The organism is Nocardioides luti (assembly GCF_014212315.1).
Classification (GTDB): domain Bacteria; phylum Actinomycetota; class Actinomycetes; order Propionibacteriales; family Nocardioidaceae; genus Nocardioides; species Nocardioides luti.
Map to the genome: position 1 here is coordinate 167,124 of NZ_JACKXE010000001.1, position 22,386 is coordinate 189,509.

19 protein-coding genes are annotated in these 22,386 nt (G+C 71.2%); 3 read left to right on the forward strand and 16 right to left on the reverse strand.

All coding sequences use genetic code 11. The features are described 5' to 3' along the window. Positions 1–80 precede the first annotated feature (80 nt). From H5V45_RS00770 to H5V45_RS00810, 9 genes are all read right to left on the reverse strand, one after another. Positions 81–1,067, reverse strand: a complete 987-nt coding sequence (locus tag H5V45_RS00770; RefSeq protein WP_185251173.1) for a hypothetical protein — start codon at positions 1,065–1,067, stop codon at positions 81–83. 203 nt (positions 1,068–1,270) lie between these two features. After that, entirely contained in the window at positions 1,271–2,152 is an 882-nt protein-coding gene (gene prcA / locus H5V45_RS00775; protein ID WP_185251174.1) for a proteasome subunit alpha, read from the reverse strand. After that, positions 2,149–2,994 (reverse strand): proteasome subunit beta, encoded by an 846-nt coding sequence (gene prcB, locus H5V45_RS00780; RefSeq protein ID WP_185251175.1) that lies wholly within the window; start codon positions 2,992–2,994, stop codon positions 2,149–2,151. The genes prcA and prcB overlap by 4 nt, the downstream gene beginning before the upstream one ends. Next, positions 2,991–3,188 (reverse strand): ubiquitin-like protein Pup, encoded by a 198-nt coding sequence (locus tag H5V45_RS00785; RefSeq protein ID WP_185251176.1) that lies wholly within the window; start codon positions 3,186–3,188, stop codon positions 2,991–2,993. The genes prcB and H5V45_RS00785 overlap by 4 nt, the downstream gene beginning before the upstream one ends. A 35-nt stretch (positions 3,189–3,223) precedes the next feature. Then, a complete protein-coding gene (gene dop / locus H5V45_RS00790; RefSeq protein WP_185251177.1) occupies positions 3,224–4,732 on the reverse strand; it encodes a depupylase/deamidase Dop in 1,509 nt (502 codons plus the stop codon). Positions 4,733–4,793: 61 nt separating this feature from the next. Beyond that, complete coding sequence (locus tag H5V45_RS00795) at positions 4,794–5,495, reverse strand: hypothetical protein (protein ID WP_185251178.1); 702 nt, start codon at positions 5,493–5,495, stop codon at positions 4,794–4,796. 790 nt (positions 5,496–6,285) lie between these two features. Continuing rightward, positions 6,286–8,040, reverse strand: a complete 1,755-nt coding sequence (arc, locus tag H5V45_RS00800; RefSeq protein WP_185251179.1) for a proteasome ATPase — start codon at positions 8,038–8,040, stop codon at positions 6,286–6,288. A 293-nt stretch (positions 8,041–8,333) separates the two neighbouring features. After that, the gene (locus tag H5V45_RS00805) at positions 8,334–9,230 is read right to left on the reverse strand and encodes a tRNA (adenine-N1)-methyltransferase (protein ID WP_343061630.1); all 897 of its coding nucleotides are present in this window, start codon (positions 9,228–9,230) and stop codon (positions 8,334–8,336) included. Between the two features lie 145 nt (positions 9,231–9,375). After that, on the reverse strand, positions 9,376–10,518 hold the full coding sequence (locus H5V45_RS00810) for a M50 family metallopeptidase (protein ID WP_185251181.1): 1,143 nt from the start codon (positions 10,516–10,518) through the stop codon (positions 9,376–9,378). 71 nt (positions 10,519–10,589) lie between these two features. On the opposite strand from H5V45_RS00810, the gene H5V45_RS00815 reads away from it, so the two are divergent. Further along, positions 10,590–11,477, forward strand: a complete 888-nt coding sequence (locus H5V45_RS00815; RefSeq protein ID WP_343061358.1) for a RecB family exonuclease — start codon at positions 10,590–10,592, stop codon at positions 11,475–11,477. On the opposite strand, the gene H5V45_RS00820 is transcribed toward H5V45_RS00815, so the two are convergent. Together H5V45_RS00820 and metH are read right to left on the reverse strand one after the other, a co-directional pair. Next, complete coding sequence (locus H5V45_RS00820; protein WP_343061359.1) at positions 11,474–12,142, reverse strand: HAD family hydrolase; 669 nt, start codon at positions 12,140–12,142, stop codon at positions 11,474–11,476. The genes H5V45_RS00815 and H5V45_RS00820 overlap by 4 nt on opposite strands. A 3-nt stretch (positions 12,143–12,145) precedes the next feature. After that, positions 12,146–15,790 (reverse strand): methionine synthase, encoded by a 3,645-nt coding sequence (gene metH / locus H5V45_RS00825; protein ID WP_246415952.1) that lies wholly within the window; start codon positions 15,788–15,790, stop codon positions 12,146–12,148. 275 nt (positions 15,791–16,065) lie between these two features. Between metH and H5V45_RS00830 the strand changes: the two genes are divergently transcribed. Next, complete coding sequence (locus tag H5V45_RS00830; protein WP_185251183.1) at positions 16,066–16,914, forward strand: PAC2 family protein; 849 nt, start codon at positions 16,066–16,068, stop codon at positions 16,912–16,914. 12 nt (positions 16,915–16,926) lie between these two features. On the opposite strand, the gene mshC is transcribed toward H5V45_RS00830, so the two are convergent. The 4 genes from mshC to H5V45_RS00850 form a co-directional block, all read right to left on the reverse strand. Further along, a complete protein-coding gene (mshC, locus tag H5V45_RS00835; protein WP_185251184.1) occupies positions 16,927–18,165 on the reverse strand; it encodes a cysteine--1-D-myo-inosityl 2-amino-2-deoxy-alpha-D-glucopyranoside ligase in 1,239 nt (412 codons plus the stop codon). 161 nt (positions 18,166–18,326) lie between these two features. Further along, complete coding sequence (locus tag H5V45_RS00840) at positions 18,327–19,112, reverse strand: SCO1664 family protein (RefSeq protein ID WP_343061360.1); 786 nt, start codon at positions 19,110–19,112, stop codon at positions 18,327–18,329. Further along, positions 19,109–19,687, reverse strand: coding sequence for a DUF3090 domain-containing protein (locus tag H5V45_RS00845; protein ID WP_185251185.1), 579 nt, complete (start codon positions 19,685–19,687; stop codon positions 19,109–19,111). The genes H5V45_RS00840 and H5V45_RS00845 overlap by 4 nt, the downstream gene beginning before the upstream one ends. Before the next feature lie 9 nt (positions 19,688–19,696). Next, on the reverse strand, positions 19,697–20,416 hold the full coding sequence (locus tag H5V45_RS00850; protein ID WP_185251186.1) for a histidine phosphatase family protein: 720 nt from the start codon (positions 20,414–20,416) through the stop codon (positions 19,697–19,699). Between the two features lie 32 nt (positions 20,417–20,448). Between H5V45_RS00850 and corA the strand changes: the two genes are divergently transcribed. Then, entirely contained in the window at positions 20,449–21,429 is a 981-nt protein-coding gene (gene corA, locus H5V45_RS00855) for a magnesium/cobalt transporter CorA (RefSeq protein ID WP_343061361.1), read from the forward strand. Between the two features lie 16 nt (positions 21,430–21,445). On the opposite strand, the gene H5V45_RS00860 is transcribed toward corA, so the two are convergent. Continuing rightward, positions 21,446–22,273 (reverse strand): undecaprenyl-diphosphate phosphatase, encoded by an 828-nt coding sequence (locus H5V45_RS00860; protein WP_185251187.1) that lies wholly within the window; start codon positions 22,271–22,273, stop codon positions 21,446–21,448. Positions 22,274–22,386: the final 113 nt, after the last annotated feature.

Here is a 22,386-nt window from a genome sequence, read left to right on the forward strand (position 1 = left end):
GGGAGGCGCTGGGTTTCTGTGGGGGGTTCGGGGGTGTGGGGGTGCGGTTTGGTCACCAACCGCAACATTTGCGGCCGCGATCATGCAGTTCGTGACCAATCGACGAGGGTGGTCTGGCGTCGCCAGCGGTTCATCACCCGCTCCCGGCCGCGCTCCGAGTAGAGCGAGTTGTCCACCAGCCGGCGCCATCGCGCCAGACGCTGCAGGTCGTGGCTGCGGCCCACGGCACGGTCGATCTCGTGCATCGCCACCGCCGGGTGGTTGAGCAGGTCGTCGAGGACGAAGCCACGGCGGACGTACGCCGTGCCCGTCCAGCCGCGCTCCCGTCTCAGATCGGTCCGGTGCTGTCCCTTGCCCCGGTGGTGCTCACCGTCGTACTCGTGCACCGACGTCGTCCCGGTCACCAGGAGGTCGGCGCGACCGAGCATCTGGCCGGCCTCGTCGTAGAGGTCGACCTGCGGCTCGACCGCGACACCCAGGCAGTCGTGGAACAGGCGCAGGCAGCTCTCGCCGCCGGAGTCCGACTTCTTGCAGGACAGGGCATACGCCTCACGGAGCATGCGAACACCCGGGCGTCCGCTCTCGAGCAGGGCCTGCATCCGTCGGTCGTCGAGGTGGCCGAGTCGACGGGCGGAGTCGATCACGATGACGAGGTCCAGGAGCCCCAGGTCACGAGCCATCCGCAGGAGAATCTCCTCGGCCAGGTCGACCGGCAGGCCCTTCGCCCAGCCCGGCGCCAACGCTCGCACCAGCCGCGAGCAGATGAGTCCGTGACGTCGGGGCCGGCTGGGGTCACCCGTCACCGCTGCGAAGACCGGCACCTGCTCGGGCAGCTTGGGGAGCTGCCAGCCGAGCAGCCGCGCGGCCGTGACGTGCGTGAAGACGGCACCCTCCGGCAGCACGAGCAGGTAGGCCCTCAGGTCCCGGAGGAACTCCTCCTCGTCGGTGAGACCGTCCTTCTTGGGGACGGAGAGGCCGTGGCTCACGCGCCGGTACGCCGCCAGCCGGACCTCGCCGCGGATGGGGTTGTCGTCGTCGAGGTCGTCCTCGGATGCTTCCTGGGTCATGGCGAGAAGCGTCCGACGGCAGCGGCGTCGGTGGGAGACGGCCACCGCCGGCTGGGGACAACCGCGGCGCCGACCTCAGCTGTGAATGGAACGTGGTCCCTGGGCACCCCACGATTGGTCCCCAACCGCATGTTTCCGGGGCCGGATGCTGCGGTTGGTGACCAAACCGCAAGGTCCAGCACCCCACATGCGGGCGGGGCCGCTCAGCCGAGCGGCGGGGCGGTGGGGGGCTCGCCGGTGGTGGGGTCCTCGAGGGGCGGGGTGGCGCCGCTCTCCTGGTCGGTGGGGTCGGCGGGGTCGTCGGTGGTGATGACGGGCGACGCCGTGCCGGGGGCCTGGTCGCCGTCGTGGGCGGTGTCGGCGACGGCGGGGCCGCGGTTGCCGAGCAGCTCGAGCAGGCGTGCCGGGCGCAGCCGGCTGAACTTGCGGGGCTGGGTGCGGGTGCGGTCGAGCACGGCGACCTCGAGGTCCTCGGCGGGGATCACGCGGTCCACCGAGCCGCCCTTGTCGTCGGCGCTGTGCCCGAGCGCGGCCACGGCCACGCGCAGGGCGTCGGCGAGGGAGGCGCCCTCGGTGTAGTGCTCGCGGAGGTACGTCGCGACGGTGTCGGCCGCGCCGCCCATCACGGCGTACCGGTGCTCGTCGGCGACCTGGCCGTCGTAGGTCAACCGGTAGATCTGGTCGTCCTCGGGGGCGTCGCCGATCTCGCCGACGAAGATCTCCACCTCGTAGGGCTTCTCGCCGCCGCTGGAGAAGATCGTCCCGAGCGTCTGGGCGTAGGCGTTCGCCAGGCCGCGGCCGGTGACGTCGCGCCGGTCGTAGGCGTAGCCGCGCATGTCGGCGAGGCGGACACCAGCGATGCGGAGGTTCTCGAACTCGTTGTAGCGGCCGACCGCGGCGAAGGCGATCCGGTCGTAGATCTCCGAGACCTTGTGCAGCGCCTGGGAGGGGTTCTCGGAGACGAAGAGCACGCCGTCGGCGTACTGCACCACCGCGACGGAGCGGCCGCGGGCGATCCCCTTGCGGGCGAAGTCGGCCCGGTCCTTCATCAGCTGCTCGGGCGAGACGTAGAACGGCATGCTCATGACCGGCTCCCCTCGAGCGGCGCGGCGGGTCCGTCGGGTCGTTGCATCCGCCCGGCGATGACGCGGTCGGCGATGGCCGCCACCTCGGTGTCGGACATCCGGCGGCCGCCGTCGGCGGTGATGACTTGGACGACCGGGAAGATCCGGCGGGTGATGTCCGGGCCGCCCGTCGCGGAGTCGTCGTCGGCGGCGTCGTACAACGCCTCCACCACGGCCTCGACGGTCTGCTCGGCGGTGAAGTCGTCGCGGTAGAGCTTCTTCAGCGAGCCGCGCGCGAATAGCGAGCCGGAACCCACGGAGTGGAAGGCCGTCTCCTCGTAGCGGCCGCCCGTCACGTCGTAGCTGAAGATCCGGCCCTGGTCGTGGTTGAGGTCGTAGCCCGCGAAGAGGGGGACGACGGCCAGCCCCTGCATCGCCATCCCGAGATTGTTGCGGATCAGCGCGGCGAGCCGGTTGGCCTTGCCGTCCATCGAGAGGGTGCTGCCCTCGATCTTCTCGTAGTGCTCGAGCTCGGTCTGGAACAGCCGCACCATCTCGACCGCGAGGCCGGCGGTGCCGGCGATGCCGACCGCGGAGAACTCGTCGGCCGGGAAGACCTTCTGGATGTCGCGCTGGGCGATGATGTTGCCCATCGTGGCGCGGCGGTCACCCGCCATCACCACCCCGCCGGGGAAGGTCGCGGCGACGATCGTGGTGCCGTGCGGCGCGAGGTCGCCGGCGTGGCCCTGCGGCACGGCCCGGCGCGACGGGAGCAGGTCGGGCGCCTGGGCGGCGAGGAAGTCGCTGAAGGACGAGCTGCCGGGGACGAGGTACGCCGCCGGCAGTCGCGGCGCGTCCGTCATTCTCCGCCCTTCTGGATGAACGACTTCACGAAGTCCTCGGCATTGGCCTCGAGGACCTCGTCGATCTCGTCGAGGATCGAGTCCACGTCGCTGTCGAGGACTTCCTTGCGCTCGGCGACATCGGTCTCGGGGGCGACCTCGGTCGCCTCCTCCGTCTCGGAACTCTTGCGCGGCTGCTTCTGCTCCTGGGCCATGACCCGACCCTATCCAGTCGCCCCGACAAATTCAGTCAACGAGTCAGCGCGGTGAACAACGCCTCGGCCGTCTCGCTGCGGTCGAGCAGCTCCCCCACGTGCGCGCGGCTGCCGCGCAGCGGGTCGATGGTCGGGATCCGCTGCAGCGACTCGCGCCCGGGCAGGTCGAAGATGACCGAGTCCCACGACGCCGCGGCGACGTGCTCGGCGTACTTCTCAAGGCAGCGCCCCCGGAAGTACGCGCGGGTGTCCTCGGGCGGGTCGTGCATCGCCCGGGTCACCTCGTCGTCGGTGAGCAGCCGCTCGATCCGGCCCGCCGCGACGAGGCGGTGGTAGAGCCCCTTGTCGGGACGGATGTCGGAGTACTGCAGGTCGATCAACTGCAGCTTCGCGTCGTCCCAGCCGAGGCCGTCACGGTCGCGGTACTGCTCGAGCAGCTTCAGCTTCGCGACCCAGTCCAGCTCGCTGGCGAGCAGCATCGGGTCGCGCTCGAGCCGGTCCAGCACCGACTCCCAGCGCTCGAGGACGTCCACGGTCTGCGGGTCGGCGTCGGCGCCGAGCCGGTCCTCGACGTACTTCTTGGCGAGGTCGAGGTACTCGAGCTGCAGCTGGACGGCCGTGAGGGTCCGCCCGTCGCGCAGCGTCAGCCGGTGCTGGAGGGTGTGGTCGTGCGAGACCGCCCTCAGCGAGGAGACGGGCCCGTCGACGCCGAAGTCGTCGGCGATGAAGCGGTCCTCGATCATGGCAAGCACCAGCGCGGTCGTGCCGACCTTGAGGTACGTCGACACCTCGGCGAGGTTGGCGTCCCCGATGATCACGTGGAGGCGGCGGTACTTCTCCGGGTCGGCGTGCGGCTCGTCACGGGTGTTGATGATCGGTCGCTTGAGCGTGGTCTCCAGGCCGACCTCGACCTCGAAGAAGTCGGCGCGCTGGGTCAGCTGGAAGCCGTGCTCGCGGCCGTCCTGGCCGATCCCCACGCGGCCGGCCCCGGTGACCACCTGGCGGCTGATGAAGAACGGGGTCAGGTGCTTGACGATGTCGGCGAACGGTGTCGAGCGGCGCATCAGGTAGTTCTCGTGGGCGCCGTACGACGACCCCTTGTTGTCGGTGTTGTTCTTGTACATCGCGATCGCCACGCCGCCCGGGAGCTGGCCGGCGCGACGCTGGGCGTCGAGCATGACCTGCTCGCCCGCCTTGTCCCAGCGGACGATGTCGAGGGGCGTCGTGCACTCGGGGGTGGAGTACTCCGGGTGGGCGTGGTCGACGTACAGCCGCGCGCCGTTGGTCAGGATCACGTTCGCCAGGCCGAGGTCCTCGTCGGTCAGCTGGCTCGGGTCCGCGACCTGACGGGCCATGTCGAAGCCCCGCGCGTCGCGCAGCGGCGACTCCTCCTCGAAGTCCCAGCGGGCCCGGCGTGCCTTGACCGTCGCCGACGCGTAGGCGTTGACCACCTGCGACGAGGCGACCATGGGGTTGGCCAGCGGCTGGCCCTGGACCGAGATGCCGTACTCGATCTCGGTCCCCATCACGCGGCGCACACTCATGACCCGAGCCTACGCGGCGTACGTCGTCCCCGGTGGCGCACGGCCACCGGGGACGGACGCGTCAGCGCAGCCCGGCGAGCAGCTTCCTCGCGCCAGGTCGCGGTGTGAAGACCGACCCGGTCATCGGCACCGTCTTCGTGGTCTTCTGCAGGGTGAAGGCGGCCGGCTGGAGCACCGTCGTGTTCCCGGAGAAGGAGCAGCCCCAGATGACCTGGTGGCCGGCCGGCAGCGTGACGACGTTGGACTGGTCGATGTTGAGGTCCTCACTGCTGTCGCTGCGGAAGGCCACCGCCCAGTAGCCGGAGTAGTCCATGGCCGCGAACTTCGTGTAGTCGATGAAGAGGCACTGGTAGTTCGCGCCGCTGTCGGGCGACATCAGGCCGTGCATCGACGCGACGTAGGTGCCCGCCGGGATGGCCGTGGAGGTGAAGTACTGGTTGCCGGTGATCGGCTGGTTGGGCGTGCCGACGGTGGCGCGCATGATCGTGGGCGACAGCTGCTCGGCGTGGCGTCCGTCGAGGGCGTCGGCGTTGAGCTTCTTGACGAGCTTGGAGTTCGAGACCGCCAGGGCGGGGAACTTCTTCTTCGAGATCAAGGAGAGCGCCGGGCCCTTGCCGGTGTTCTTGATGACCGTGGTGTCGCCGGCGCGCGGGGACGAATGCCCCGAGCCTGCGTAGCTGAGGGAGCCGGCCCCGGCCGCGACGAGGGCGGCGGCGGACAGGACCGAGGCGACGGCGCGCCACGAGGGACGTGAGAGGGACATGACACTCCTGGGAGGGACGAGAGGCGTGCCAGGTTGCGCGCCCCGCCCAGTCGACTCCCCCTCCTCGCGGCGGGCAATGGCCCGTGTTGGGGATGCGCCCACGACACGAACGGGGGCCACGCTCCACTCGTTCGGGCCATCCGGAGCCGCGGCACCTGACCCGTGCGGGCTGGCCCGGAGGGACCCCTTCGGTGCCGGACGCAGCGTGAGAGGCGTGCGCGACACGCTCGCGATCCCGTCGACGGCGCGGAAGTCGAAGTTCAAGGGGATGGCGAGGGTGGACCCGGTGGCGAAGCAGCCCACTACCCAACTCCTCGCCCTTGGTCACGGCGTGATTGGTGACGCCGGACGGGATGGCGGTCCCGGTGTCGCCCTCGACGAGGGAAACGCCGGGGGGAGGACGAGGCGCGCCTGGTCGCGCACGTCGACCGGTCGATCGCCGTGGTCCCCAAGGTCGGCAATGGCCCACCTTGACGGGTTCGCCCGCGCACCCGGGGGGCGTCGCCGCCGCCCGGACGGGTCAGGCCCGGGCACTCCGGGTAGCCCGCTCGGGGCAGCCCGTTCGGGCTGGCCCGCACCCGGGTCGAGGCAGCGTGCGGCCGAGGATCAGCGGCGCCGCTCGGGCGAGCTGAGCACGGTCAGGGTCATGACCACCACGACGATGACGAGTCCGGCGATCGCGATCCACATGTGAGCTCCTTCGAAGACGGAGCCCGAGGGTAACCAGCACGGCCGGGTCGCCCGAGGGCGACCCGGCCGAGTGCGGGTGGCGGGTGCGGCGTACGCCGGCTCAGAGGTACTGGCCGGTGTTCGACACCGTGTCGATCGAGCGCCCCGGCTCGGTGCCCTGCTTGCCGGTGATGAGCGTGCGGATGAAGACGATCCGCTCCCCCTTCTTGCCGGAGATGCGGGCCCAGTCGTCGGGGTTGGTGGTGTTCGGGAGGTCCTCGTTCTCCTTGAACTCGTCGACGCACGCCTGGAGCATGTGGGAGACCCGCAGCCCCCGCTGGTCGTGGTCGAGCAGGTCCTTGATCGCCATCTTCTTGGCGCGGTCGACGATGTTCTGGATCATCGCGCCCGAGTTGAAGTCCTTGAAGTACAGGACCTCCTTGTCGCCGTTGGCGTAGGTCACCTCGAGGAAGCGGTTCTCCTCGGTCTCGGTGTACATCCGCTCGACGGTCGCCCGGATCATGCCGGTGACGCAGGCGTCGCGGTCGCCGCCGAACTCGGCCAGGTCGTCCGCGTGCAGCGGCAGCGTGGCGGTGAGGTACTTGCTGAAGATGTCGCGTGCCGACTCCGCGTCGGGGCGCTCGATCTTGATCTTCACGTCGAGGCGCCCGGGCCGCAGGATCGCCGGGTCGATCATGTCCTCGCGGTTCGAGGCGCCGATCACGAGGACGTTCTCGAGCAGCTCGACACCGTCGATCTCGCTCAGCAGCTGCGGGACGATGGTGTTCTCGACGTCCGAGGAGACCCCGGAGCCACGGGTGCGGAAGAGCGAGTCCATCTCGTCGAAGAACACGATGACGGGGGTGCCCTCGCTGGCCTTCTCACGGGCCCGCTGGAAGACCAGGCGGATGTGGCGCTCGGTCTCCCCGACGTACTTGTTGAGGAGCTCGGGCCCCTTGATGTTGAGGAAGTAGGACTTGCCCTCGTGGCCGGTCTTGGCCGCGACCTTCTTGGCGAGGGAGTTCGCGACCGCCTTGGCGATCAGCGTCTTGCCACAGCCGGGAGGGCCGTAGAGAAGCACGCCCTTGGGCGCCTTGAGCTCGTGCTCGAGGAACAGCTCGGGGTGGAGGTACGGCAGCTCCACGGCGTCGCGGATCTGTTCGATCTGGTTGATCAGGCCGCCGATCGCGGAGTAGTCGATGTCCGGGACCTCCTCGAGGACGAGCTCCTCGACCTCGGACTTCGGCACCTTCTCGTAGACGTAGCCCGCGCGCGTGTCGAGCAGCAGCGAGTCGCCCGCGCGGATGGTGTCGTGGCGCAGCGGCTCCGCGAGGCGTACGACGCGCTCCTCGTCGGCGTTCGCGATGACCAGGGCGCGCTCACCGTCCTCGAGGAGCTCCTTGAACATCACGACCTCGCCGACCTTCTCGAACTCGAGGGCGGCGACGACGTTCAGGGCCTCGTTGAGCATGACCTCCTGACCGCGCTGCAGCGCGTCGAGGTCGACCGACGGGCTGGCGTTGACCCGGAGCTTGCGGCCCCCGGTGAACACGTCGACCGAGTCGTCCTCGTTGCGCGCCAGGAAGGTGCCGAAGCCGGCCGGCGGCTGGGCCAGCCGGTCGACCTCCTCCTTCAGCTTCATGATCTGGTCGCGGGCCTCGCGCAGCGTCTGGGCGAGACGTTCGTTCTGCGACGTCACCCCCGCCAGCGAGCGCTGCGTGTCGGCGAGCCGGAGCTCGAGGCCGCGGGACTGGGTCGGTGCGTCGCTCAACCGGCGGCGGAGGTCGGTGACCTCGGCCTCCAGGAAGCGCACCTGGCTCACGAGCTCGTCGGGGCTGCGGCCGCCTGTGCTGGAAACGCCTTCCGATGTGGACATCAGCGTCACCTCCTGTGCTGGCGACACTACCCGCGCACCGGGTGCTCACCAGGGCAGAAACCCCGGTGTTGATCACGATTTGGACGCGGGTGGGTCTGCGGTTGGTGACCAAACCGCAACTCAGGCGGCCTCGGACTTGCGGTTGGTGACCAAACCGCAGCGCAGACCGGCTGCGACTTGCGGTTGGTGACCAAACCGCAGCGCAGACCGCCTGCGACTTGCGGTTGGTGACCAAACCGTAACCCAGACGGCCTCGGACTTGCGGTTGGTGACCAAACCGCAAGGCCAGCGACCTACTCGGCGGGGACGTCGGCGGGGCGGGGGCCGGTGTAGTCGGCACCGTAGGCACCGGGGGCGGGACGGCGGGTCTTGCGGGGGGCCCGCTCACCGGGGGCCATCCGGCGGGCGGTGACGAGGAAGGCGGTGTGGCCGATCATCTTGTGGCCGGGGCGGACGGCGAGGCCCTCGACGTGCCAGTCGCGCACGAGCGACTCCCAGGCCTGGGGCTCGGTGAAGCCGCCGTGGAGGCGGACGGTCTCGACGAAGCGGGACAGCTGGGTGGTGGTCGCGACGTAGGCGCAGATGATGCCGCCGGGCAGCAGGGCGTCGGCGGCGGCCTCCACGCACTCCCAGGGCGCCAGCATGTCGAGGATGATGCGGTCGGCGCGGACGCCGGAGCGGGGCAGCTCCTCGGCGAGGTCGCCGAGGGAGAGGTTCCAGGCGGGGTGGTCGGAGCCCTCGGGGCCGCCGAAGAACTGGCCGACGTTCTTGCGGGCGACGTCGGCGAACTCCTCGCGACGCTCGTACGACGTCACGCGGCCGAACGGGCCGACCGCGCGCAGCAGGGAGCAGGTGAGGGCGCCGGAGCCGACGCCGGCCTCGACGACGTGCGCACCGGGGAAGATGTCGCACATCGCGACGATCTGGGCGGCGTCCTTGGGGTAGACCACGGCCGCGCCGCGCGGCATCGACACGACGAACTCCGCGAGCAGCGGCCGGAAGACGAGGTACTCACCGCCGGACGAGGAGGTGATCGTGAAGCCCTCCTCACGCCCGATCAGGTCGTCGTGGGCCATCCCGCCGCGGTTGGTGTGGAAGGTCTTGCCGGGCTCCAGGCAGATGTTGTGGCGCCGGCCCTTCTGGTCGGTCAGCCGCACCCACTCGCCCGCGCGCAGCGGCCCGCGGTGCACGCCCGACCAGGCCTCGACCGGCACGTCGTCGTACGCCTCCGGGGACGGCGCGGAGGACGCCGTGGGAGACGCCGCGGCCTCCTCCGACGGGGTCGTGGGGCTGGCGTCGGGAGGGGTGGGGACCGCGTCGGACATGGCGGAAACCCTAGTGCTGGGCCTGCCGGAAGGCCTTATCGACGTCGGCGGTCGAGAGCACGCCGTAGATCGCGCCGTCCTCCTCGACGAGGAGGTACTCCGCCGACGGCTTGCGGTTGATCGCGGAGATCAGGTCCTCGCCGGTGATGGTCGCGGGGAGCGTCAGCCCGTCCTCGAGCGTGCGGGCCACGGTGGAGACCGCCACCCAGGGACGCCGGTCCTCCGGCGTGGCGAGCAGCGCGGCCTCGTTGACGACGCCGACGGGGCGACCGCCGGTCGTGGTCGTCACGATGCTGCCGGCGTGGGCGTCCTGCGCCCGTCGCACGGCCTCGGCGAGCGGGAGGTCGTCGGGGACGGCGAGGGTACGCCGGGCGAGCTCGCGCGCCACGATGCTCGGCAGCCGGGAGCGGATGCGGGCCGACGCCATCGCGGCGGTCGAGCCGGACCAGAGGAACGCCGAGACGATGAACGCGAGCAGGAAGTCGAGGATCTCGGGCGGGGTGCCGAGGACCCGCTCCTGCAGCAGCGGCCACCCGAGCACGGCGACGGCGGTCAGGCGACCGCCCCAGCCGGCCACGAGCGTGCCGCGGTGCACGTTGCCGGTGACGCCCCAGACGAGGGACTTGAGCACCCGGCCCCCGTCCAGGGGCAGCCCGGGGATCAGGTTGAGCACGCCGACGAGGAGGTTCGCGCCGGCGAGCCCCTCGACAGCCATCAGCAGCAGGCCGTCGGGCGTCACGAACCACAGCCCCACGGCGGCACCGCCCACGGCGAGGGAGGTCAGCGGCCCGACGACCGCGATCCAGAACTCCTGGCGCGGGCGTCGCGCCTCCCCCTCGATCGAGGTCATCCCGCCGAGGAAGTGCAGCGTGATCGAGGTGACCGGGAAGCCGAAGCGCCGGGCCATCAGGGCGTGCGACGCCTCGTGCAGCAGCACCGAGAGGTAGAGCACGACGGCGAAGGCCAGGCCGGCGACGTACTTCAGCGGCCCGAGACCGGGCGAGACCGCCTCCACGCGCGGCGCCATCACGATCGCGATCAGCCCGGCCACCAGGAACCACGTCGAGGACACCAGCACGTCGCTGCCGGCGATCGTGCCGACCTTGAACGTGCCGGGCGGACGGGTCCGCTGCTGGGGCTCTCGGTCGGACACGCCCCGAGGCTATCCGACGCGCCCTCGCCCGCTCGGCCCGACTGTCCACGCCCTCGCCTACTGTGAGCGGCGTGAGCGTGCAGCAGGAGTCCCCCGCCGAGCGGATCTCGACCCCGGTCGACGGCGTGACGGTGCTCGGTGCCCTCTCCCCCAGCCGGGCCGGCGACTTCATGACCTGCCCGCTGCTCTACCGCTTCCGCACCATCGACAAGCTGCCGGAGCCGTTCTCCCCGGACGCCGTGCGCGGCACCGTGGTCCACCAGGTGCTCGAGGACCTCTTCGACCTGCCCGCGGCCGAGCGCACCCCCGAGACCGCCGGCGACATGCTGGTGCCGACGTGGCACCGGCTGCTCGACGAGAGCCCCGCCCTGGCGGAGATGTTCGGGACCGGCGAGGACGGCAGCGGGCCGGAGGTCGCGGGCTGGCTGGTCTCCTGCCGCACGGTGCTCGACCGCTACTTCACGCTCGAGGACCCGACGCGCCTCGAGCCCGCCGAGCGGGAGCTGTACGTCGAGACGCTCCTGGACTCCAAGCTCCTGCTGCGCGGCTTCGTCGACCGCATCGACGTCGCGCCGTCGGGGGCCATCCGGGTCGTCGACTACAAGACCGGCCGGTCGCCGGGGCCGCTGTTCGAGGGCAAGGCGCTGTTCCAGATGAAGTTCTACGCGCTCGTGCTCTGGCGGCTGCGCGGGGTGCTGCCGGCGATGCTGCAGCTGGTCTACCTCGGCAACGGCGAGCTGCTGCGCTACGTCCCCGACGAGGACGACCTGCTCGCGACCGAGCGCAAGGTCGAGGCGATCTGGCGGGCCATCCGGCTCGCCGAGGAGACCGGCGACTGGCGCCCCAACCCGGGTCGCCTCTGCGACTGGTGCGCCCACCAGGCGCTCTGCCCCGCCTGGGGCGGCACCCCGCCGCCGCTGCCCGAGCGGGTGGCGAGCACGCCGGACCCCGACGCCTAGCGGTCCTCGCCCCACACGGCGGCCAGGTCCACGTCCACCAGGGTGTCGCGGAAGACCCGCCGCGGTCCGTCGAGCACCGGGACGTGGTTCTCCACGACCAGGACCGTGCAGCCGGCGGCCTCGGCCGACTTGGCGCCGGTGTTGGAGTCCTCGATCGCCAGGCACTGCTCGGGGCGCAGGCCCAGCGCGGCCGCGGCGGTGAGGTACGGCTCGGGGTGCGGCTTGCCCAGCTCGACGGTGTCGCCGGTGACGATCACCCGGAACGTCTCGGCGGGCAGGTGGCCCAGGATCGGCGCGACGAAGCGCTCGTACGACATGGTCACCAGCGCGCACGGCACACCCGACTCGCGCAGCGAGGTCAGCAGCTCCAGGGCGCCGGGCTGCCACGGCACGGCCTGGCGGACCCGGTCGACCACGCCGTCGAGCAGCTCCTCGACGATCTGCTCGGGCGACCGGTCGATCCCCATGTGCTCACGGATGTAGCGACCCGACTCCAGCAGGTCGTTGCCCACCAGGTTGAGGGCGTGCTGCTTGCTCCACGTGCCCCCGTGCCGCTCGGCGATCTCGAACTCGACGTCGATCCAGTAGGGCTCGGTGTCGACGAGGGTGCCGTCCATGTCCCACAGCACCGCCGCCGGCGCGGCCGGGCGGTTGCGCTCCCCCACCGCTCAGTCCTCCGGGTCGTAGCCGAGGTTCGGCGAGAGCCAGCGCTCCGCCTCGGCGAGCGTCCAGCCCTTGCGCTGGGCGTACTCCGCCACCTGGTCGCGACCGAGCCGGCCGACGACGAAGTACTGCGACTGCGGGTGCGAGAAGTACCACCCCGACACCGCCGCGCCCGGCCACATGGCCATCGACTCGGTCAGCTGGATCCCGGCGTTCTCCTCGACGTCGAGGAGCTCCCACAGGGTCTGCTTCTCGGTGTGCTCGGGGCAGGCGGGGTAGCCCGGGGCGGGCCTGATGCCCTCGTACCGCTCCGCGATCAGGGACGCGTTGTCGAGCTCCTCGTCCGGGACGTGGCCCCAGAACTCCGTGCGGACCCGCTGGTGCAGACGCTCGGCGAACGCCTCGGCCAGCCGGTCGGCCAGCGACTCGAGCAGGATCGCGGAGTAGTCGTCGCTCTCGGCCCTCATCGCAGCGATCCGGTCCTGCGAGCCCAGGCCCGCCGTCACCGCGAACGCGCCGACGTGGTCGGCCAGGCCGGTCTCCCGGGGCGCCACGAAGTCGCCGAGCGACCGGTTGGGCACGCCCTCGCGGTGGTCGCCCTGCTGGCGCAGGTTGTGCAGCGTCGTGAGGACCTCGGTGCGCTCGTCGTCGGCGTACACCTCGATGTCGTCGCCGACCGCGGCCGCGGGGAAGAACCCGAAGACGGCGTTCGCGGTGAGCCACTTCTCCTCGATGATGCGGTCGAGCATCTGCTGGGCGTCGTCGTAGAGCGCCTTGGCCGTCTCGCCGGTCGTGGGGCTGTTGAGGATGTCGGGGAACTTGCCCTTCATCTCCCAGGCGTTGAAGAACGGCTGCCAGTCGATGTAGTCGCGCAGCTCGCCGATGTCGTAGTCCTCGAGCACGTGCAGACCGGGCGCCTTCGGCTGCGGGGGAACGTAGCCGTCCCAGTCGATCGGGGTCCGGTTGGCGCGTGCCTTCTCCAGCGAGACCATCGGGCGGTCGTGCTTGGTCGCGTGCCGGGCGCGCAGCGAGTCGTAGTCGTCCTGGAGGTCCGCGAGCAGCTGGGGCCGCTGGGCGTCACTGAGCAGGGCCGCCAGGGTGGGCACCGAGCGCGACGCGTCCTTGACCCAGACCACGGCGCCGTCGTACTTCTGGTCGACCTTGACCGCGGTGTGGGCGCGCGACGTGGTGGCGCCGCCGATCATCAGCGGGATCGTGAAGCCGCGGCGCTGCATCTCGGTCGCGACCGTGACCATCTCGTCGAGCGAGGGCGTGATCAGGCCGGAGAGCCCCACGGCGTCCGCACCGATCTCGACCGCGGTGTCCAGGATCTTCTGGGCCGGGACCATCACGCCGAGGTCGATGACCTCGTAGTTGTTGCACTGCAGCACCACACCGACGATGTTCTTGCCGATGTCGTGGACGTCGCCCTTCACCGTGGCCATCACGATGGTGCCGTTGGTGTCCTTCGCGGTGGCGTACTCCGGGTTGTCGAGCTTCTCCTGCTCGATGAACGGGATCAGGTAGGCCACGGCCTTCTTCATCACCCGCGCGGACTTCACGACCTGCGGCAGGAACATCTTGCCGGCGCCGAAGAGGTCGCCGACGACGTTCATGCCGTCCATCAGCGGGCCCTCGATCACCTCGATCGGGCGGCCGCCGCGCGCGGCGATCTCGGCGCGCAGCTCCTCGGTGTCGCTCTGCACGTGCGCGTCGATGCCCTTGACCAGCGCGTGCGTGATCCGCTCGCCGACGGGCAGCGCGCGCCACTCCTCCTCGGTGGCCTCGACGGCCTGCCCGGCGCGGTTGTGCGTCTCGGCGATCTCGAGCAGCCGCTCGGCGGCGTCGGGCCGACGGTTCAGGACGACGTCCTCGATGCGCTCGCGCAGCTCGGGGTCGACCTCGTCGTAGGTCACCAGGGCGCCCGCGTTGACGATGCCCATGTCGAGGCCGGCCCGGATCGCGTGGAAGAGGAACACCGCATGGATCGCCTCGCGGACCGGGTTGTTGCCGCGGAAGGAGAAGCTGACGTTGGAGATGCCGCCGGAGACCAGTGCACCGGGGAGGTTCTCCTTGATCCAGCGGGTGGCCTCGATGAAGTCCAGGCCGTACGACGCGTGCTCCTCGATCCCGGTCGCGACCGCGAAGACGTTCGGGTCGAAGATGATGTCCTGGGCCGGGAAGCCCACCCGGTCGACCAGGATCCGGTAGGCGCGCTCGCAGATCGCCTTGCGGCGCTCGAGGTTGTCGGCCTGGCCGTCCTCGTCGAAGGCCATCACCACCGCGGCGGCGCCGTACTTGCGGCACAGGGTCGCCTGCTCGATGAACTTCTCCTCGCCCTCCTTCATGGAGATCGAGTTGACGATCGGCTTGCCCTGCACGCACTTGAGACCGGCCTCGATGACCTCCCACTTGGAGGAGTCGACCATCACGGGCACGCGGCTGATGTCGGGCTCGCTGGCGACCAGCTTGAGGAAGCGGTCCATGGCGGCGACGCCATCGATCATCCCCTCGTCCATGTTGACGTCGATGACCTGCGCGCCGTTCTCGACCTGCTGAGCGGCGACGGCCAGGGCCGTGTCGTAGTCGCCGTCCTTGATCAGGTTGCGGAACCGCGCCGAGCCGGTGATGTTGGTGCGCTCGCCGACGTTGACGAAGAGGCTGTCCTCGGTGACCGAGACGGGCTCGAGCCCGGCCAGGTGCAGGCCCGGGTGGGGCTCGGTGGGTGCCCGCACGGTGGCGGTCGAGACGGCCTCCCGGATCGCGGCGATGTGCTCGGGCGTGGTGCCGCAGCAGCCGCCCACGATGTTGACGAGGCCGCTGGTGGCGAACTCCCCCACCGTGCCCGCCATCTGCTCGGGCGACTCGTCGTACTCGCCGAAGGCGTTGGGCAGGCCGGCGTTGGGGTGCGCGGAGACGAAGGTGTCGGCGAGGCGGCTCAGCTCGGCGACGTACGGCCGCAGCTCGTCGGCGCCGAGGGCGCAGTTGAGGCCCACCGCGAGCGGGGCGACGTGGCGCACGGAGGTCCAGAACGCCTCGGTCACCTGGCCCGAGAGCGTGCGGCCGGACGCGTCGGTGATGGTGCCGGACATGATGACCGGCCAGCGCCGGCCGTGCTCCTCGAAGAGCGTCTCCAGGGCGAAGATCGCGGCCTTGGCGTTGAGGGTGTCGAAGATCGTCTCGACGAGCAGCAGGTCGGCGCCGCCGTCGACGAGGCCGCGGGCCTCCTCGAGGTACGCCGACACGAGCTCGTCGTAGGAGACGTTGCGTGCCCCGGGGTCGTTGACGTCGGGCGAGATCGACGCCGTGCGGTTGGTCGGCCCGAGGGAGCCCGCGACGAAGCGCGGCCAGTCGGGCGTCGACAGCTCGTCGCAGACCTCGCGGGCGATCCGGGCGCCACGGAAGTTGATCTCGTAGGCGAGGTCCTGCATGCCGTAGTCGGCCTGGGCGATGGAGGTCGCCGTGAAGGTGTTCGTCTCGACGATGTCCGCGCCGGCCTGGAGGTACTGCCGGTGGATCGAGGCGATCATCTCGGGCTGGGTCAGGTTGAGCAGGTCGCTGTTGCCCTTGACGTCGTGGGTCCAGTCGGCGAAGCGCTCGCCGCGGAACTCGGTCTCACCGGGCTGGAAGCCCTGGATGAGGGTGCCCATCGCGCCGTCCAGCACCAGGATCCGGTCGCGCAGCAGCGCCCCCAGCGTCTCGGTGGCATCGGGTCGCAGCGCCGGTGCCGGGAGCCCGTGATCGGGACCGGCGGCGGGGGCGGATGACTCGGGCAACGTGGCTCCTCTCGTGGCGGTCAGCCACGCGTCAAGCGTAGGCAGGGTGTCCACGAGGTGGACGTCGTTCCCGCATCCTGACACCGGCATCGTCCCACCGGCCGCGAGGCAGCACGAAATCCCCGGGACGTGGTGACTAGGCTTCAGTGGTGATCGAGATCGTGGACGCTCCCGACCTGGTGGACCCGTTGGTCATCGCCGCCTTCGAGGGCTGGAACGACGCCGCCGACGCCGCCTCGTCGGTCGTCGACCACCTCATCAGGGTCTGGGACGCCCGGGTCGTCGGCTCGATCGACCCCGAGGAGTTCTACGACTTCCAGGTCAACCGACCGGTCGTCGGGACGGACGAGAACGGCTACCGCCGGCTGACCTGGCCCAGCACCCAGATCGCGATCGCCTCGCCGCCCGACCTGGACCGCGACGTCATCCTCGTCCGCGGGATCGAGCCGAACATGCGCTGGCGGCAGTTCTGCGCCGAGCTGCTGGCCGCCTGCGACGAGCTGGGGGCCGAGCTGGTCGTGACGCTCGGAGCACTGCTGGCCGACACCCCCCACACCCGGCCGATCCCCGTGACCGGCACCGCCACGGAGCCCGAGCTCGTGGACCGCCTCAAGCTCGAGCAGTCGACGTACGAAGGCCCGACCGGCATCGTGGGCGTCTTCCAGGACGCCTGCATCCGCCTCGACATCCCCGCGGTGTCGTACTGGGCGGCGGTCCCCCACTACGTCGCGCAGCCGCCCTGCCCCAAGGCGACGCTGGCGCTGATCGGCCAGCTCGAGGAGCTGCTCGAGGTCAGCATCCCGCTCGGCGACCTGCCCGAGGACGCCCGGGCGTGGGAGCGCGGGGTGGACGAGCTCGCCGAGGAGGACGAGGACGTCGCGGACTACGTCCGCGCGCTCGAGGAGACCCGGGACACGACCGACCTGCCGGAGGCGTCCGGCGAGGCGATCGCGCGGGAGTTCGAGCGCTACCTCAAGCGCCGCGGCGACGAGGACTGACCCGGCTCCGGATCAGAGCGAGAAGCCGAGCGAGGCGTCCAGCAGGGCGACCATCGCCACGGCCGCCTCGCGGTCGCTGGTGTCCGCACGGACGCCGAGGCCCAGGGTGGCGGCCACCCACGCGTCCACGGCCGCGACGGCCCGCGGGGCGTCGAGGTCGTCGGCCAGGGCCGCCAGGACCTCGTCGACGACGGGCCCGGCCGGCGCCCCCGCGCCGAGCGCGAGCGCCTGGCGCCAGCGGCCGACCGTGTCGACGGCGTCCCACAGCTCGGCGTCGGTCCACTCCCAGTCGGAGCGGTAGTGGTGCCGCAGCAGCACCAGCCGGATCGCCATCGGGTCCACGTCGCTGTTGCGCAGCGCGGAGACGAAGACCAGGTTGCCCCGCGACTTCGACATCTTCTCGCCGTCGTAGGCGACCATGCCGGCGTGCGCGTAGGCCAGCGCGAACGGCGTGCCGGGGTCGGCCACCTGCGCGTGGCCGGCGCACATCTCGTGGTGCGGGAAGACCAGGTCGCTGCCGCCGCCCTGGACGTCGAAGGCGCCGCCGAGGTGCTCCTGCGCGATGGCGGTGCACTCGATGTGCCAGCCGGGCCGCCCGGGGCCGAACGGGCTCTCCCACGAGGGCTCGCCCTCGCGCTCGCCGCGCCAGACGACGCAGTCGAGCGGGTCCTTCTTGCCCGGGCGCTCGGGGTCGCCGCCGCGCTCGGGGAAGATCCGCAGCATCTCCTCGCGGTCCATCCCGGACTCGTCGCCGAAGGCCGGGTCGGCGGTGACGGAGAAGTAGAGGTCGTCCTCGACGCGGTAGACCGACCCGGCGGCCTGCAGCCGCTCGATGAGGGCGATCACCAGCGGGATCGACTCGACGGCCCCGATGTAGTGCGCGGGCGGCAGCACGCGCAGCGCCGTCATGTCCTGACGGAACAGCTCGGTCTCGCGCTCGGCCAGCTCGACCCAGTCGACCTTGACCTTGGTCGCGCGCTCGAGCAGCGGGTCGTCGACGTCGGTGACGTTCTGGACGTAGGTCACGTCGTGGCCCGCGGCGCGCCAGGCCCGGTTGAGGAGGTCGAAGGCGACGTACGTCGCCGCGTGGCCGATGTGCGTGGCGTCGTACGGCGTGATGCCGCAGACGTAGAGCCGCGCGGGGCCGTCGGGGGTGGCGGTGACGCGGCCCCCGGTCGCGGTGTCGTGGACGCTCACGCGCGGACCCTGGACGGGCAGGGCGGGAATCTCCGGGGCGGTCCACGTACGCATGCGGGCAGCCTAACGGTGGTTTCGAGACGGTCGCTGCGCGACCTCCTCAACCACCGGCGGGCCGTCGCTGCGCGACCTCCTCAACCACCGGCGGGCCGTCGCTGCGCGACCTCCTCAACCACCGGCGGGCCGTCGCTGCGCGACCTCCTCAACCACCGGAGCTAGAAGGGCGGCCACGGGATCGCCGGCCACTCGCCGCGCGGCGACGGCATCGCGCCGTGCGCCAGCAGCCGGTCGCACCGGCGGGCCACCACGTCGATCTCGAGGTCGGTGAGGTGGCCGGCGAGGGCGTCGCCCAGCGCACCCCCGAGCTGCTCGCGGACCGAGCGGACGGTCGCGACCTCGTCCTCGTGCAACGGGTCGCCCATCCACCCCCACAGGACCGTGCGGAGCTTGTGGTCGGTGTGGAAGGTGACGCCGTGGTCGACGCCGTACCGGTGCCCGTCGGTCATCTCCAGGACGTGCCCGCCCTTGCGGTCGGCGTTGTTGACGACGACGTCGAAGACCGCCATCCGCCGTAGCGGGGCGGTGTCCTCGTGGACGAGCGAGATGGGCTGGTCGTGACCGTCGATGCCGTCGAAGACGTGCCGGAAGCCCGCGGGGACCTCCCCCTCGGGGACCAGGTCGACGGCCGACTGGTCCTCGTCGGGCTCCTGCCAGACCTGGACCATGCCGGGGCCGTGGGGGCCGTCGCGCAACCAGGTGGTGGGGACGACGTTCCAGCCGAAGGCCTCGGAGACGAGGTACGCCGCCACCTCGCGGTCCGCGAGGGTGCCGTCCGGGAAGTCCCACAGCGGCCGCTCCCCCGCGACCGGCTTGTAGACGATCCGGGTGCCGCCGGGGCCGCCGAGCTCGCCGACGAAGGTGGCGTTCGACGCGGGCATGATCCGGCCGTGGAGCACCAGCTCGTCGTCGAGGAAGCCGGGGATCCCGGCGGCTGCGGTCACGGGTCCCGGCGGCGGAAGCCGTTGGCCCGGACGCAGAGGTGGCCGTCTGGGTCGACCGGGTTGCCGCAGAACGGGCAGCTGGGCCGCCCGGCCTCGATCACCGAGGCGGCGCGCTTGACGAAGGCCCGGGCCATGCCGGCCGGGAGCCGGACCAGGAAGATCTCTTCGGGGTCGGGCTCCTCGAGGTCCTCGTCGAGCTGGTCGGGCGACACGACCGCGGCCTCGGTGAACGGGAAGACCTCGATCACGATGCGCTCGTCATCGGGGTCCCACGACAGGGTCATGGTCCCGGCGCGGAACTCCTCGTCGATCGGCTGCTCGAGCGGCTGGGTGTCCTCGAGTCCGAGCGGCGCGACGGCGGGGATGGTCGCGTCGGTGCTCTGGCTGGCCATCACCTCGTCGAGCAGCTCGTCGATGCGCTCGGAGAGGGCCGCGACCTGCTGCTTCTCGAGCGACACGCTCACGATGCGCACACCGGAGCGGGCCTGCAGGAAGAACGTGCGCTGCCCGGGCTCGCCGACGGTGCCGGCGACGAAGCGCTCCGGAGGGTCGAAGGAGTGGACGACGGGTGCCATGCGACCAGCCTAGGGGCGGGCCGGGAGCGCCCCGGGACCGGCGCCCCCACCGACGGCGGCGTCGGTGCTGCGCTTCTGGCGGCGGCCCGGCTTCGGGGCCAGCCAGGACAGGTCGCCCTCGTGGGTGTTGGTGGCCAGGACGTAGGGCCGGGTGGCGGTGTAGCGCACGACCGAGACCGACGCCGGGTCGACGTGCAGGCGCTGGAAGAGGTCGAGGTGCATGCCGAGGGCGTCGGCCAGCAGCGACTTGATGATGTCGCCGTGGCTCACGGCCACCCACACCGCGCCGGGACCGTGCTCGGCCTCGACGGCGGCGTCGTGACGGCGTACGGCGCTCACCGCGCGTGCCTGCATCGCCTGCAGCGACTCGCCGCCGGGGAACGCGGCCGCCGACGGCTGGGCCTGCACGGTGCTCCAGAGCTTCTCCTTGGCGAGCTCCTTGAGCGGCCGGCCCTGCCACTCGCCGTAGTCGCACTCGGTGATCCCGCGCTCGGTGGCGACGGTGAGCGGGTGCGGCTGCGCGCCCAGCACGGCCTTCGCCGTCTGCCGGCAGCGCTCGAGGGGGCTGCTGACGATCGCCGCGAGCGGCACGACGGCGAGCCGCTGACCGGTCCGCTCCGCCTGCCCCTGCCCGGTGTCGTCCAGCTTCACACCGGCGAGCCGGCCGGCCAGGACACCCGAGGCGTTCGCGGTGGTCCGGCCGTGTCGCACGAGGATCACGGTTGCCATGTCGGCGAGCCTAGTGGGACTAGCCTCAGCCTGTGATCGTCGACAGCGCGCTGTACCGCAAGGGGGTCCGGGTCCCCGTCGACTGCGCACCCCAGGACCTGCACGAGATGCGCTCCAAGGTCACCGAGGACGGCGACTTCGTCTGGATCGGGCTGCACGAACCGGCCGAGCACGAGCTCGAGGACGTCGCCGTGGCCTTCGGGCTCCACCCCCTCGCGGTCGAGGACGCCCTGCACGCGCACCAGCGGCCCAAGCTGGAGCGCTACGACGACAGCCTGTTCCTGATCCTCAAGACGCTCTGGTACGTCGACGAGGACGACGCCGTCGAGACCGGCGAGATCAACATGTTCGTGGGCCGCGACTTCATCGTGACGGTCCGCCACGGCCAGGGCTCCGAGCTGCACTCGGCGCGGCGCTACCTCGAGTCCAAGGAGTCGGTCCTCACCCACGGGCCCTCCGCGGTCGTCTACGCGGTGTGCGACCGGGTCGTCGACGGCTACACCGAGGTCGCGTCGGAGCTGGAGATCGACGTCGACGAGGTCGAGGCGTCGGTGTTCTCCCCCGAGCGGACCCGCGACTCCGAGCGGATCTACACGCTCAAGCGCGAGATCGCGGAGGTACGCCGGGCCGTGATGCCCCTGCGCGAGCCGATGCGCCGCTTCGCGACGGGCGTCGTGACCGGCATCCACGAGGACGCCGCCCCGTTCTTCCGCGACGTCGCCGACCACCTGACCCGGGTCGCCGAGGTCGTGGACACCCTCGACAACCTCCTGTCGACGGCCTTCGACGCCCACCTGGCCGCGATCTCGGTGCAGCAGAACGAGGACATGCGCAAGATCTCGGCCGGCGTCGGCCTGGTCGCCGCCCCGACGCTGATCGCCGGCGTCTACGGCATGAACTTCCAGCACATGCCGGAGCTGGGGTGGTACCTCGGCTACCCCATGTCGCTCGCGCTGATGGCGCTGACGTCCGGCGCGCTGTGGGTCTTCTTCAAGAAGTCCGGCTGGCTGTAGGCCGCGGCGCGTCGGCCTAGGTGGCGCTCATCGTCCCGGTCGCGAGCAGCACCAGCAGCAGCGCGCCCAGGGCGAGGCGGTAGGGCACGAACCACGCGATCGAGTGGCCGGCGACGAACTTCAGCAGCCACGCGACGGCGGCGTAGGCCACCAGGAACGACACGAACGTGCCGACCAGGACCGGCCCGACGCCGATGTGGCTGCCGTGCAGGTCCTTGAGCTCGAACAGGCCGGCCGCGACCAGCGCCGGGATCGACATGAAGAAGCTCAGCCGGGTGGCGGTCACCCGGTCGAGCCCGCGGAAGAGGCCGGCCGAGATCGTCGCGCCGGAGCGCGAGACGCCGGGGATCAGCGAGACGACCTGGAGGAAGCCCACGGCGAGGGCGTCCTTGAGGCCGAGGTCCCGCTCACCGCGGTCCTGGCGCCCGACCCGCTCGGCGAACCACATGACGGCGCTCCAACCGATCAGCCCGAAGGCGACCACCCACAGCGAGCGCAGGTCGCCGGTGATCAGGTCCTTGAGCAGCAGCCCCGCGAGCCCGACCGGGATGGTGCCGACGATGACGTACCACCCCATCCGGTGGTCGAGCTGCCCGCGGTACTCCGCCTTGAACAGCCCCAGCACCCAGGCCCGGGCGATGTTCCAGATGTCCTGGAAGAAGTACACGATCACCGCGGCGATCGCGCCCATCTGGATCACGGCGGTGTATGCCGTCACCGCCGGGTCGGCCACGTCGAGCCCGAGCAGCTTCTCGGCGATGGTCAGGTGACCCGTGCTGGAGACGGGGAGGAACTCGGTCAGTCCCTCGACGATGCCCAGGATCACGGCGTCCAGATAGTTCATGGGGATGACCCTAGCCAGCCGGGGCTGTCCGCCACCTGACCGGATGCCCCTCACCGGATCGCGTGTCCACCCGGCGTGCCGCGGTCCCGCGTCGAGGACCCGCCCGATACTTT

Coding starts and splice junctions, on each gene's coding strand:
- H5V45_RS00770 (WP_185251173.1), bottom strand. CDS start 1,067: ATGACCCAGGAAGCATCCGAGGACGACCTCGACGACGACAACCCCATC.
- prcA (WP_185251174.1), bottom strand. CDS start 2,152: ATGAGCATGCCGTTCTACGTCTCGCCCGAGCAGCTGATGAAGGACCGG.
- prcB (WP_185251175.1), bottom strand. CDS start 2,994: ATGACGGACGCGCCGCGACTGCCGGCGGCGTACCTCGTCCCCGGCAGC.
- H5V45_RS00785 (WP_185251176.1), bottom strand. CDS start 3,188: ATGGCCCAGGAGCAGAAGCAGCCGCGCAAGAGTTCCGAGACGGAGGAG.
- dop (WP_185251177.1), bottom strand. CDS start 4,732: ATGAGTGTGCGCCGCGTGATGGGGACCGAGATCGAGTACGGCATCTCG.
- H5V45_RS00795 (WP_185251178.1), bottom strand. CDS start 5,495: ATGTCCCTCTCACGTCCCTCGTGGCGCGCCGTCGCCTCGGTCCTGTCC.
- arc (WP_185251179.1), bottom strand. CDS start 8,040: ATGTCCACATCGGAAGGCGTTTCCAGCACAGGCGGCCGCAGCCCCGAC.
- metH (WP_246415952.1), bottom strand. CDS start 15,790: ATGGGCACCCTCATCCAGGGCTTCCAGCCCGGTGAGACCGAGTTCCGC.
- mshC (WP_185251184.1), bottom strand. CDS start 18,165: ATGCGTACGTGGACCGCCCCGGAGATTCCCGCCCTGCCCGTCCAGGGT.
- H5V45_RS00845 (WP_185251185.1), bottom strand. CDS start 19,687: ATGGCACCCGTCGTCCACTCCTTCGACCCTCCGGAGCGCTTCGTCGCC.
- H5V45_RS00850 (WP_185251186.1), bottom strand. CDS start 20,416: ATGGCAACCGTGATCCTCGTGCGACACGGCCGGACCACCGCGAACGCC.
- H5V45_RS00860 (WP_185251187.1), bottom strand. CDS start 22,273: ATGAACTATCTGGACGCCGTGATCCTGGGCATCGTCGAGGGACTGACC.